The organism is Pseudarthrobacter sp. S6, from assembly GCF_050156575.1.
Lineage (GTDB): Bacteria > Actinomycetota > Actinomycetes > Actinomycetales > Micrococcaceae > Arthrobacter.
The window spans coordinates 1,664,664-1,677,083 of record NZ_CP189581.1 but is presented as its reverse complement, the minus strand read 5'-3'; the positions used below and the strand labels follow the sequence as shown (position 1 = coordinate 1,677,083).

Below are 12,420 nucleotides of genomic sequence, written 5' to 3'. Positions count from 1 at the left end.
GTTCCTCATCCTGTGAAAGCCACCAAGGCTCCGGCTAGAGCCGGAGAAGCCAGCTCGGTTAATGCTTTATAACTGGAAATCAGGTTAGTCTTTATTAACTGTGATGTCCAACACAACAGGACATTGTTAGAATCTGCTGTTCCTAGGAGGAAAAGCATGCCCACAACCCCACCGGTCAAACCGTCCGCACAGGCACTGGCAGCCCACGTAACTCCCGGAACACCCCGCAGCCAGGCGAAGGAGAACCGCCGCCAGGCCCTACTTACCGCGGCCGCGGCGCTCTTTGCGCTGCACGGGTTCAACCGGGTGTCGTTGGAAGATCTGGGCGCCGCAGCTGGTGTCAGCGGCCCGGCCGTTTATCGCCACTTCCAGGGCAAGCAGGCGGTGTTGGGAGACCTGCTGCTCACCGTCAGCCGCGAGCTGCTCGACGGTGGCCGGCGCGTCATTGCCGAGACCACGGACCCACTCGCCGCTCTCCGCAGACTAGTGGGCTTCCAGGTGGAGTTCGCGCTGGGAAAGCCGGACGTGATCCGGGTGCAGGACCGGGATTTCAGCAACCTCAGCCAGAAGGACCAGTCCGAGGTACGGACGCTGCAGCGGAACTACGTGGAGATTTGGGTGGAGGTCCTGTCGCTGCTGCATCCGGGCACCGACGCCATCGAACTACGGATGCGGGCCCACGCTGCCTTCGGCCTGATCAACTCCACGCCGCACTCCATACGGAACCACGGACGCAAGATCGCGCACAAAACGGCCCGGCCGCTTCTGGAGAGCATGGCGATGGCGGCACTCACGGTGGAGGTTCCCGAAGCTCCCTGACCACAGGCTCGGTGCCTCCGGGGTCCGGGCGACAAAAAGGGCCCTACGGGTGGTGCGGGCCTGAGCGGCGGGGCGACCCAGACCCCAGAGTTTTTGTCCAGATAAAGCGGTTTAGATCGCCCAAAACCCGGATTATCTGGACAAAAACTCGTGGGTCAGACCATAGTGAGCACCATGCCGGGTTCGGCCAGGATGGCGCCAACATCGGCAAGGAACCGAGAGCCCTGCTCCCCGTCCACCAGGCGGTGGTCAAAGGACAGGCTCAGTGTCATGACCTGTCGCAGGGCAACTGCATCCTGGAATTCCCACGGCATTCTCCGCACGGCCCCCATGGCCAGAATGGCTGCCTCACCAGGGTTCAGGATGGGCGTGCCCGCATCGATGCCGAAGACGCCGATGTTCGTGATGGAGATGGTGCCGCCGGAGAGGTCGGCCGGGGCAGTCTTGCCCGCCCGCGCCGTCTCGGTCAGCCCGGTCAGGGCTTCGGAGAGTTCCAGCAGCGAGAAGGTATCCGCGTCCTTGATGTTCGGCACGGTGAGCCCGCGGGGAGTCGCCGCGGCGATGCCCAAGTTCACGTAGTTGAATTGCACAATCTCCTGGCTTGCCTCCTCCCACCGTGAGTTCAGCGACGGGTTCCGCCGCAGCGCGATCAGCACCGCCTTGGCCACCAACGTCAGCGGCGTGAGCTTGTAGCCGGCAAAGGCCCTACTCGTCTTCAGCTTGGCCAACAGGTTCATGGCGGGCGTCACATCCACCGTGAGGAATTCCGTCGCATGTGGAGCCGTGAACGCACTCGCCACCATCGCGGCCGCCGTGAACTTGCGTACACCCTTGATGGGAGTCCGGACTTCCCGCCCACCCTGTGCCGCCAGTCCCGCGTGGGAAACCGAATCGGATACGGCGGAAAGATGGCGCACCGGCGCCGACAGTTCCCCGCCGACAAAATTCCGGACATCCTCCCGCGTGATCAGTCCGCCGGCACCGGTACCCGCGACCGTGGCCAGCTCGACACCGAGGTCTCTGGCCAGCTTCCGGACCGGCGGCGTGGAGCGTGGGCGCTCCGCAGTGTCAGCGGACCTGGTTTCGACAGGCTCAACCACCGGCGTTTCGGTCCTAACCTGCTCAACCACCGGGGTGGTGAAGGTGCGGGCCCGGCGGACGGGACGGCCCGAACTTTCGACGACGGCGCCGTACCCCACCAGGTTCGGCTCGCGTTTCGCGGTCCCCGCCACAGCAGTGGCCGCCCCGGCGGGCGCAACCCCGGCGGGCGCAAGCTCTGAAGGTGAGGCGCCGCCGTCGTCCGCTACTTCGAAGGAGACGATCGGCTTGCCCACCTCCACGATTGTTCCCGGCTCTTCATGGAGCGCAGTGATCACGCCCGCGAACGGTGACGGCAGCTCCACTACGGCCTTTGCGGTTTCCACCTCGGCGATGACCTGGTTCAGCGTCACCGTGTCCCCCACTGCCACCTTCCAGCTGAGGATTTCTGATTCCGTGAGGCCTTCGCCGAGGTCCGGGAGCCTGAATTCCTTGATCATGGTTGCCCTCATCCTTCCAGCCCGCTGAGGGAGTTCGGGCGTCCAAGGGCCCGGTCCACGCCGTCGAGGATCCGGTCCAGGCCGGGCAGATGGTGCATTTCGAGCTTGGAGTACGGGTAGGGAATATCGAATCCGGTGATGCGGACGGGGGCGGTTTCGAGGTGGTAGAAGCACCGCTCGGTAATGCTGGCTGCCACTTCGGCGCCCAGGCCACCGGACTGGCCGGCTTCGTGGGTGACCACGAGCCTGCCTGTTTTCCGGACGGATGCTTCAACGGTGGCGTAGTCCACGGGTGCCAGCGAGCGCAGGTCGATGACCTCGATGGAGATGCCTTCGTCGGCGGCCGCGGCTGCTGCGTCCTTGGCCGTCTTCACCAACGGCCCGTAGGCCACGAGCGTCACGTCCGTGCCCTCGGTGACAAGGCGGGCGGTGTCCATGGGCAGCGCGGTGCGCGGATCAATGCCCTCATCCACTTCACCCTTGTCGTGGTAGCGGCGCTTGGGTTCGAAGTACAGTACCGGATCATCGGACATGATTGCCTGCTGGATCACGGTGTGGGCGTCCTGCGGGTTGGAGACGCTGACCACTCGAAGCCCCGAGGTATGCGTGAAGTACGCCTCGGGCGACTCGGAGTGGTGCTCAGGCGAGCCGATGCCGCCCCCGAACGGGACACGGATGGTGATGGGCATCTTCACGGCCCCCTGCGTGCGGTAGTGCAGCTTCGCCACCTGGCTCACGATCTGGTCGAATGCAGGGTAGATGAAGCCGTCGAATTGGATCTCCACCACCGGGCGGTATCCGCGGTAGGCGAGGCCGACGGCGGTGCCCATGATGGCCGATTCGGCCAGCGGGGTGTCCACCACACGGTGCGTGCCGAAATCTTTCTGCAGGCCGTCAGTCACCCGGAAAACACCGCCGAGGGTGCCGATGTCCTCGCCCATGAGGATGACTTTTGGATCGTTTTCGAGGGATTTGCGCAGGCCGGAATTGATGGCGCGGGCAAAGGTCATCTGGGTCATCGGCGTGCACCTTCTTCTGAGGTGGCTCCCGCGGGATCGCCGAAGGAAGCCAGGTAACGGGCGTAGTGGTCCTGCTGCCGGTCCAGCCACGAGTTGGGCTCGCTGTAGATATGCTTGAAGATGTCCATCGGCTCCGGATCCGGCATGTTGATGCAGCCCGAACGGACGTCGCGGGCGACCGCCTCTGCCTTGTCGTGAACGTGCTGCTTGACCTGATCCGTGAGGAGGCCCTTGCGTTCCAGCAGGGCCTTGACGCGCTGGATGGGGTCCTTCGCGGCCCAGTCCTCCAGTTCGTTGGCGTCACGGTAGCGGGTGGGATCGTCAGCGGTGGTGTGCGGGCCCATGCGGTAGGTGACCGCTTCGATGAACGTGGGTCCGCCGCCATGCCGGGCACGGTCCAAGGCCACGCGCGTGGCTGCCATAACGGCCAGCACATCATTGCCGTCCACCCGGAGGCTGGGAATGCCGAATCCGGTAGCCCGGTCCGCGATCTGGATGTGGGACTGCAAGCGCACAGGCTCCGAAATGGCCCAATGGTTGTTGGAGCAGAAGAAGACCACGGGCGCCTGGAAGCTGGCGGCAAAGACCATGGCCTCGTTGACGTCGCCTTCGCTGGTGGCACCGTCGCCGAAGTACGTCACCGCCACCGAGTCCGCGCCGTCGTTCTGGATGCCCATGGCGTAACCGGTGGCATGCAGCGTCTGCGCACCGATAATGATCTGTGGGGTTGCCATATTCACGGTGTACGGATCCCAGCCGGAGGAGGCCGTGCCACGCCAAACCCGGGTGATGTCCGTCAGGTCCACGCCGCGGCAGTAGGCCACACCGTTTTCCCGGTAGCTGGAGAAAACAAAGTCGTCCTCGCGCAGGGCCCTGCCGGAACCGACCTGCGCCGCCTCTTGCCCCAGCAACGGGGGCCAAAGACCAAGTTCGCCTTGACGCTGGAGGGCGGTGGCCTCAACATCGATCCGCCGGATCACCGTGAGGTCTTCGTAAAGGGAACATAACTGCTCATCCCCGATGTCCTTCACCCAGGGATCAAACTCCGGGTGGCTGATCCGCTCCCCTGCCGGGGTAATCAGCTGGATCAGGTTCCTGTCTGTAGACACGATGGCACGCAACCTTCTCACGTCGTTTGACCGGAGCCTGGGGACTTATGGTCCCGCCCGCCGTCGGCCGCCCGGGCGCCGTTGCCCCGGATATTTGTGACCCTACTCACAACGCTCAATGGGTACAACCACCGCGGCGGATACTGCGCATAATGCCCTGTTTGCAGAGACGTCACCGTGCTAAAGTTGCGCATTATGCACGTTTTGGATGGCACAGACACGCGGCTACTCTCGGCCTTGGCCCGCGACCCCCGGCGGACGGTGGTGGCGTTGGCCCAGAAGCTGGGGCTGTCCCGGAACACCGTGCAGGCGCGCATGGCCCAGCTGGAGAAGAAGCACGTCTTCCTGTCCTTTGAACGGCGGATCAACCCGGTGTCACTGGGCTATCCGCTGATGGCGTTCATTTCCGTCCATGTCCAGCAGCAGAAACTGGGGCAGCTGGCCCATGACCTCGCCGGCATTCCGGAAATCCTGGAAGGCTACGGCCTCACCGGCTCCGCTGACCTCCTGCTCCGCGTGGTGGCCCTGGACGCCGAGGACCTCTTCCGGATCAACGGGAAAATCCTGGCGTGCGATGGAGTGGACCGGACGGACACCGCACTGGCCATGGGCGAACTCATCCCCTTCCGCATCCAGCCATTGCTTGAGCGGGGATCCGGAGACGCTTAGGGCCGGCAGCCCTTATTTTTACTCCGATACCCAGCCCCGGCGGGGTGGGTTATAGGCTGTTCCAAGGTGAATCCATGGGTGCCGTTCAGCGGGTCCCAACAATAAGGCAGTGCCAGTGCGTTGCCGGAAAGGCTCCATCGTGAGCAATCCTCAGGAACCGTACCAGCCGGTCCAGCCGGCGGCCTGGCCCGCACCACCAGCCGGGCAGCCCGGCAACCCCGGGCAGCACGGCGCGCCACCGCTGCCGGGCAACCCGACACATGGTGCGCCGGGACAGTACGGCGCGCCGGGGCAATACGGTCCTCCGTCGCAGTTCGGCCTGACCGCACAGTACGGGGCACCTGGCCAGTACTCGTCAGATGGACCGTTCGGCCTGCCCGGACAGGAACCCCCGGCGCGAAACCGCCGGAAGCTGTGGACCATCCTCGGGATTGTGGGCGGCGTCCTGCTGCTGGCGGTCGTCGGCGTGCTCATCCTGGTCAACGTTGTCAACGGAGCCACCAACCATGCCCGGGGCCTGGCTGACGGCTTCACGAAACTGGTGATTGCGGGCGACAGTTCCAAGGCCTACGACGACTATCTTGACCCCGCCCTCCATGACCAGCTGACCAAGGAAGACTTCATCGCCGGCATCAAGACGCTGAAGATGGACAACACCTGCAAGCCGGCCTACAACGAGGTGAAGGCGAGCACGGAGAACGGCACCAAGGCGGCCGACGTGGCTGGCCTCATCACCTGCGACGGCGACAAGAAGATCGACCTCGTTTACCGCTTCGAAGGCACCGACGAGCTGAGAATGATCAACATCAAGCTCAAGCCCCAGGCGTAGCTGCGGGGAACAGCCCCGGTCAGATGCTTCTGTGCCTACTGATCCATTTGCGTTCCGAGGAAAGGTTCCCCTGTCGGGATGCCTCCGGCCGTCGTGACTCTTACGGCCTCCTCAACTATCTACAGCAGAGCCGTGGCCGCGTTTCACACGGGCGCGGAGGTCCTCCCTGAACCCGGGGAAGGCCGTCGTCTCATCACCGTCGCAACCACGATAAGGGCGGCGGCGGCGCCCAGTCCCAGCCGGGCCACCAGTTGGCCGTATGGTTCGGCGCCGGTGAAATACATCATTGCCAGTACGGGGGCGATGGCGGTGAACTCGTAGCGCCGGCTGAGCACCACGAACGGCAGGAGCAGCAAGGCGTACCAGGGGTAGCTGGGCGAGACGAGCAGCAGCGTCCCGCCGAGCATGAAAACCTGCCCGTCCCATGGCCGGGCGGCGTTGGTGGTCCGCCAGACATACACCGCCAGGCCCAGCAGCAGCACCAGTGCCGCCGGCATCGCCCAGCTGGCCGGGAGCAACAGCTTCAACAGTGTGAAGCGCGGGCTGTCCTGCCCGTCGTACCCCTCCGATTTGAGGTAAGTGGGCAGATAGCCCAGCACGGTCCAGCCGCTGGCGAGAACATACGGCACGTACGCCAGGGCGAAGGTGGACGCGGCCGCGGCGACGAAGCGGACCGGCTGGCGGTAGAGCAATGCCGGGGCGCTGATGGCGGGAATAAGCTTGGTGGCTACCGCCGCGCCGAAGGCTATTCCGGAACCCAGCGTGCGCTGGCCCACCAGCAGCAGCGCAGCGGCCAGCGCCAACGCCGCGCCGAGGGTGTCCACGTGGGCGCCGTTGATGGCTTCGAAGGCCACCAGCGGGGACCAGGCCCACCACACTGCCTGGTGTGCCGGACGGCCTGTGCGGCGCAGGAACGTCAGCAACAGCACCGTCACGGCCAGGCTCAGCAGCAGCCCGACCAGCTGGAAGGCAATGAACCCAACCTCTGCGCCGGGGAGGAGCCGGACGGCGAGGAAATACAGCTCCGCCACGGCCGGATAGACAGTGGGCACGGAGGGCCGGTTGATTCCCGTGCACAGGGTGCCGCCGCCGGGAATGTTGGTGGTGGTCTCCGTGCCGGCCGAAAAGGGGTTGGTGTGGCAGGTTCCGTCCGGTCCGGCGTCCTGGAACAGCCATTCCGGTCGCAGCTGCCGAAGAGCCTCATCGGCCGGCACGTATCGGTAAGGGCTAATTCCCGCCTTCTGGACGATGCCATCCCAGGCGTAGCGGGCGGAGTCATTGCTCGTGGCTGGCGGTGCCGAAATCGCCGCGGTGCCCAGCAGTACCGAGCCCAGCAGCACGACGGCGGCCGCATGCCGGGCGGGCATCCGGCGCGCCATCAGGGCGGCCGAGAGAAAGAGTACCCATGCCGCCAGCGCGCCAAGGGGGGACACCCACTCCGCTGACGGATCGGTGGTGACGGTCCACCAGACGGAGCCGGCCAACAATGCCACCAGCGCCAGCGCCGCCATGGTTGCGCCGGCGCGCGGCGTCCCGTGTGCCGCCGGGCTGTCCCCCGCTGGCCCGGGAGCCTGGCCGGCCCGCGCGCGGCGGCGTGTTCGTTCGCTCACCCCTTGATCCTGCACCACGTGCAGGACGGTGGGCCATGGAACCACAGGAGCGTTCGCGTTTCGTAAGGTCTGGCCCGGGACCGGCATCGAACACACGCCCGAGATCACTTCATCGACAACATCGCCGATCCTTCCTTCCAACGCGTCCTACGAGATGCCTCTTGGGCCTGAGCACCGACCTATGCCCTGAAACCCCCGTCCACGGATCATCACCAGCGCCTCCGGCTCCCGGAGCCCGGCAAGGCCTGCGGTTCTCGGCTTACCGTCCCACCGGGGCGCCGCTGCCTACCACCGCCACGGGATCCTACAGGCCGGCAGCTCCACGCCGGGTTCGTATTGGGTTCGACCTGCACAAGGTTGCTTGAGGCACAAGTCGCATAAGTCGGTGAACCGCGAATAGCCGTTTACGGACTGTCCAAGGGTGTTGCCTGCCCGAACGTTTTTGGACCGTAAGGTTTGGTCTCTGGCGTGGAGGCCGGGCGGAGTGCATAATCGTCACGTGCTGGCCGTGACCCTCGTCAGCATGCGATGGGGGCACGCGAGGGCGCTTTTGGGCGGATGGGGTGAGTGGATTGTCAACAAGCCAGGCATTGGCTGATGTGGTCAGGGTCGCGCGGGAGCATGCCGAGAGGGTGGACACCGACGGGGTGTACCCCGTTGAGGCGGTCGCGGAGTTGCGGGCCGGCGGCCTCCTGGGGCTGGTGCTGCCCGTCGAGGCCGGCGGTGCCGGTGCCGGGCCGGAGGTATTCACCGAGACGGTCAGTGCGCTGGCGGAGGCGTGCGGTTCAACGGCGATGATCTATCTGATGCATGCCGCCGCCGCAGTCACGATTGCGGCCGCGCCGCCCCCGGATCTGCCGGAGCTGCTTGCCGGGATGGCGCGCGGGACTACGCTGGGCACGCTGGCCTTCAGTGAGCGGGGATCCCGGTCGCATTTCTGGGCGCCCGTCTCAATCGCGACCGCCAGCGGGACTACTGTCCGGTTGCGCGCGGATAAGAGTTGGGTGACGTCGGCCGCGCACGCCGACGTCTATGTGGTCTCGACCGGCACACCCTCGGGCGTGCCCGGTGAGGTGGACCTGTATGCCGTTCCCGCCGGTACGCCGGGTTTGAACGTGGCCGGTCCCTGGCGGGGGCTCGGGCTGCGCGGCAACGACTCCGCACCGATGACCGTCGATGCTGACCTTCCGGTCGGGTACCGGCTGGGTGGGCCGTCGGCGGGCTTCGCGCTGATGATGGAGACGGTGTTGCCGTGGTTCAACCTCGGCAACGCGGCGGTCTCGCTGGGTCTGGCTTCTGCCGCTACCCGGGCCGCTGTCGAACACGTGGGAGCAGCCCGGCTCGAACACTTGGGCCAGTCCTTGGCCGGGTTACCTACGATCCGGGCCCAGATCGCCCGGATGGGCATCAGCCTGGCGGCGCAGCGTGCTTATCTGGCCCATGCCGCGGGCAGCGTCGCGGCTCCCGGAGAGGACACGATGCTGCATGTGCTCGGGGTGAAGGCCTCGGCCAATGATGCGGCACTTGAGATCACCGATGCGGCCATGCGGGTCTGCGGGGGTGCGGCGTTCTCCAAGCACCTGCCCATCGAGCGGGCCTTCCGTGATGCGCGGGCGGGATCGGTCATGGCGCCGACAGCGGATGCGCTATACGACTTCTATGGCAGGGCCGTCACCGGCCTGCCTCTGTTCTGAGGAGGCCGGATCATGTCCGAGCAGCTGCTGGTGGGGGCCGTGGCCTACACCCCGAATGTGGTGCCCATCTGGGAAGGCATCCGCGAATACTTCACGGGCTCGCCGGCTCCGATGGACTTTGTCCTGTTCTCCAACTATGGACGCCAGGTCCAGGCGCTGCGGGCCGGACATGTCGACATCATCTGGAACACCAACCTGGCCTATGTGCGCACGGTCATGCAGACCGGTGGCCGGGCCCGGGCACTGGCGATGCGCGACACCGACACCAGGTTCGCGACCGTGTTCGTCGCCCGCACCGGAAGCGGGCTCTCCGGCCCGGGCGGCATCGCCGGACAGCGGCTCGCCCTGGGGTCCGCGGACTCAGCCCAGGCCGCCATCCTGCCGCTGTACTACCTGGCCCGGGCCGGCCTGGACCTCACCTTGCTGGAGGTGACACGGTTCAATAGTGACATCGGCAAGCACGGCGACACCGGGCGCAGCGAGCTGGACGCCATCGACGCGGTACTCGCCGGCGAGGCCGACGTCGCGGCCATCGGAATCACCACCTGGGAAGGCATCGGCGGCGGGGAGCTGATGCCGGAGGCCCTGGAGTCGGTGTGGCAGACCGAACCGTACTGCCATTGCATGTTCACCGCCCTGGACACCCTGCCTGCCGAGCGCTACGAGCCGTGGGTCAGCACGCTCCTGGCCATGGACTGGGAACGGCCCGAGCACCGCCGGATCCTGGAGCTCGAGGGACTGCGGCGCTGGGTCCGGCCCGAACTGGACGGCTACACCGGGCTGTTCGCCGCCGTCGAGGAACAGGGGGTGACCAAGTGGTGGTGATCCTGGACCTGGTACGCATGGTGGGGACCCTGGCCGAGGGTGCCACCGGTGCGGTGACTATTGGCTCCGCGACCGAGTTTGACCTGGTCCAACGCTGGTGTGAACGAACGGGCAACACCCTCATCACCAAGTCATGGACCGACGTCGGTCCCGGCGCCGTCGTCGTTCGTCGCGGCCGACTGCCCGACCCCGCAGTGACGCTGGGACCGGACCGCCTGCCCGGGGCCCGGCTCTGGCTATACACGAACTTCCACTGCAACCTCGCCTGTGACTACTGCTGTGTCGCCTCCTCACCCAGGGCCGAGCGCCGGGAGCTCGGCGTCGAACGGATCGCCCGCTTGGTCCGGGCCGGCGCCGACTGGGGCGTCCAGGAGGTATATCTCACCGGCGGCGAACCGTTTCTGCTGCCCGACATTGCCCGGATTGTCACGGACTGTGTCCGGCTGCTGCCAACCACCCTGCTGACCAACGGCATGCTGTTCCGGGGGCCCGGGCTTCGTTCCTTGCAGGCGATGCCGCGCGAGGGCTTCGCCCTGCAGATCAGCCTGGACTCCCCGACCCCCGAGATCCACGACGGGCACCGCGGTGCCGGCAGCTGGGCCCGGGCGGTGGCCGGGATCCAGGTTGCACTGGGCGAGGGTTTCCGGGTCCGGGTGGCCGCCACGATCGCATCGCCGCACGCGACTGATCTGGCCGCACTGCACGATTTTCTTGACGGGCTGGGCATCCCGCGGACCGATCAGGTCATCCGCCCGGTCGCGCAGCAGGGAGCCGCCGACACTGGAGTCCAGTTCACCCGCGAAACACTGGTCCCCGAAGTCACCGTCACCGCCGACGGGGTGTACTGGCACCCCGTCGCCGCGACAGATGACCACGCCCTGGTCAGCACGCAGATCGAACCCCTGGGACCGGCGCTCAGCGAGGTCTACCGGCTCTTCGCCGAACAATGGGCTGCAGCCGGCGCCGCCGCCAAACTTTTCCCCTGCGCGTAGCCGGGCTTACAGTGTCCGGACCGGCTCAGCGGACCAACCGAAATCCGCGGGAGCCTGCGTGCATTTCAGAACTCACCCGATGTACGCCAACCGTAAGGCTTTGCCGGTCGCCCAGGACACTCCTTGGGGCTAGCATGAAGCCATGACCCCCAACGACGAGGTGCTTGTAGTACAAACATACGGCGGGCGCGTGGGATTGCCGGCCGGCACTGTTCCCTTCAACAACACCCTCATGAAGGAAAACAGCAAGGTCTCCGACCATGTCTGATCTGGCCGCGACCACGACGCCGGGCGGCAGGACCGCCGCCGAAGGTCTCGACTCCGGGCGGACCGCCCGGGCCGTCATCACCGGCCTGCGAATTACCGTGGCCTTGATGTGGATCCAGAACGTCGGCTGGAAGCTCCCCCCCAACTTTGGCCGCGACCAGGGCACAGGACTCTTCCAGTTCACCAGTTACGCTGTTGAGCATCCGGTCGTCCCGCCGTTCTCCTGGCTGGTCCAGAACGTCGTATTACCGAACTTCACGCTGTTCGGCTATGCGACTCTGCTGGTCGAGTTCAGCCTCGGCGCGTTCCTGCTCGCCGGCCTGCTCACCCGGTTCTGGGCCGCGATCGGCATCATCCAGACCCTGGCCATCACCATGTCGGTCCTGAACGCACCCAACGAGTGGCACTGGTCCTACTACCTCATGCTCGCCGTGCACGCGGTGCTGCTAGCGACGGCCGCCGGCCGGACGGCGGGGCTCGACGGCCTGCTCCGTCCCCGCTGGCGGACCTCCTCGACCCGCCTGGCCAGGTTGGCGCTGAGGGCATCATGACAGGTTCCCGCGGCGCCTTTCGTACCGGGCTGGATCGGGGAACCCGGCGCCGGGCACTCATGCTCAGTGCAGCCACAGGGGCAACCGCCCTGTTCGGACTCATCGACTATAGTCCGCTCAAGCTGGTGCCGGTCAATCCGGCACAGGCCGTGATTCTTCTCGTTCTTGCCCTGATCGGCATCGTGGGGACCATGCTCGGATTGCGCCCCATACTGTTCGGTGTCGGGGCAGTGATGATCGTCCTGGGCCTCCTCCGCCTTGCCACCTACGGACAGGAGTTTGGGCTGATCGCCGGCGACGTTGGAACGGCAGCGCTGCTGACCGGAATCGGCATGGCCTTTATCGGAATCATGCTCGTCGGTGACAAACCAACCCCTGAACGGCGAGCCAGGCCCATCGGGCCGGACTAATGGCTGCGGCAGGCGAGCCTATCCTGCCCCGAGGTGAGTCCCACGATGCGGTGAACCGGCCAGGGACAAGGCCGCATCCGCGGGCCTG

General features: G+C 66.1%; 13 protein-coding genes. 9 read left to right on the top strand and 4 right to left on the bottom strand.

Annotation, left to right across the window (positions count from 1 at the left end):
• Positions 1-156 precede the first annotated feature (156 nt).
• Positions 157-819 carry an SACE_7040 family transcriptional regulator gene (locus tag ACQCS0_RS08155; protein ID WP_354156044.1) on the top strand — a complete coding sequence of 221 codons (663 nt, stop codon included), beginning with the start codon at positions 157-159 and terminating at the stop codon, positions 817-819.
• 155 nt (positions 820-974) lie between these two features.
• Here the strand turns inward: ACQCS0_RS08155 and ACQCS0_RS08150 are convergent, their stop codons facing one another.
• The 3 genes from ACQCS0_RS08150 to pdhA are packed head-to-tail and all read right to left on the bottom strand — an operon-like array spanning position 975 to position 4,485.
• Positions 975-2,357, bottom strand: a complete 1,383-nt coding sequence (locus ACQCS0_RS08150) for a dihydrolipoamide acetyltransferase family protein (protein ID WP_354156043.1) — start codon at positions 2,355-2,357, stop codon at positions 975-977.
• Between the two features lie 8 nt (positions 2,358-2,365).
• Positions 2,366-3,376, bottom strand: a complete 1,011-nt coding sequence (locus ACQCS0_RS08145; RefSeq protein WP_354156042.1) for an alpha-ketoacid dehydrogenase subunit beta — start codon at positions 3,374-3,376, stop codon at positions 2,366-2,368.
• On the bottom strand, positions 3,373-4,485 hold the full coding sequence (pdhA, locus tag ACQCS0_RS08140; RefSeq protein ID WP_354156041.1) for a pyruvate dehydrogenase (acetyl-transferring) E1 component subunit alpha: 1,113 nt from the start codon (positions 4,483-4,485) through the stop codon (positions 3,373-3,375). Before pdhA ends, ACQCS0_RS08145 begins: the two co-directional genes overlap by 4 nt.
• Before the next feature lie 195 nt (positions 4,486-4,680).
• On the opposite strand from pdhA, the gene ACQCS0_RS08135 reads away from it, so the two are divergent.
• Both ACQCS0_RS08135 and ACQCS0_RS08130 read left to right on the top strand, forming a co-directional pair.
• Positions 4,681-5,154: an Lrp/AsnC family transcriptional regulator gene (locus tag ACQCS0_RS08135; RefSeq protein WP_354156040.1), complete on the top strand. Its 474-nt coding sequence runs from the start codon at positions 4,681-4,683 to the stop codon at positions 5,152-5,154.
• A 139-nt stretch (positions 5,155-5,293) separates the two neighbouring features.
• Positions 5,294-5,983: a collagen-like protein gene (locus tag ACQCS0_RS08130; RefSeq protein ID WP_354156039.1), complete on the top strand. Its 690-nt coding sequence runs from the start codon at positions 5,294-5,296 to the stop codon at positions 5,981-5,983.
• Between the two features lie 143 nt (positions 5,984-6,126).
• Here ACQCS0_RS08130 and ACQCS0_RS08125 read toward each other — a convergent pair whose 3' ends face one another.
• Positions 6,127-7,593, bottom strand: a complete 1,467-nt coding sequence (locus ACQCS0_RS08125) for a glycosyltransferase 87 family protein (protein ID WP_354156038.1) — start codon at positions 7,591-7,593, stop codon at positions 6,127-6,129.
• Positions 7,594-8,165: 572 nt separating this feature from the next.
• Here ACQCS0_RS08125 and fadE16 point away from each other — a divergent pair.
• From fadE16 to ACQCS0_RS08095, 6 genes are all read left to right on the top strand, one after another.
• A complete protein-coding gene (fadE16, locus tag ACQCS0_RS08120; protein ID WP_354224808.1) occupies positions 8,166-9,287 on the top strand; it encodes an Rv1679 family acyl-CoA dehydrogenase in 1,122 nt (373 codons plus the stop codon).
• Positions 9,288-9,299: 12 nt separating this feature from the next.
• Positions 9,300-10,112, top strand: a complete 813-nt coding sequence (locus ACQCS0_RS08115; RefSeq protein WP_354156037.1) for an Rv1680 family SBP-like protein — start codon at positions 9,300-9,302, stop codon at positions 10,110-10,112.
• Positions 10,103-11,104, top strand: coding sequence for an Rv1681 family radical SAM protein (locus ACQCS0_RS08110; RefSeq protein WP_354156036.1), 1,002 nt, complete (start codon positions 10,103-10,105; stop codon positions 11,102-11,104). The genes ACQCS0_RS08115 and ACQCS0_RS08110 overlap by 10 nt, the downstream gene beginning before the upstream one ends.
• A gap of 142 nt (positions 11,105-11,246) precedes the next feature.
• Entirely contained in the window at positions 11,247-11,372 is a 126-nt protein-coding gene (locus ACQCS0_RS08105) for a hypothetical protein (protein WP_354156035.1), read from the top strand.
• On the top strand, positions 11,365-11,922 hold the full coding sequence (locus tag ACQCS0_RS08100; protein ID WP_354156034.1) for a TQO small subunit DoxD: 558 nt from the start codon (positions 11,365-11,367) through the stop codon (positions 11,920-11,922). Before ACQCS0_RS08105 ends, ACQCS0_RS08100 begins: the two co-directional genes overlap by 8 nt.
• Complete coding sequence (locus ACQCS0_RS08095; protein WP_354156033.1) at positions 11,919-12,332, top strand: Rv1678 family membrane protein; 414 nt, start codon at positions 11,919-11,921, stop codon at positions 12,330-12,332. Before ACQCS0_RS08100 ends, ACQCS0_RS08095 begins: the two co-directional genes overlap by 4 nt.
• The last annotated feature ends 88 nt before the right edge of the window (positions 12,333-12,420 follow it).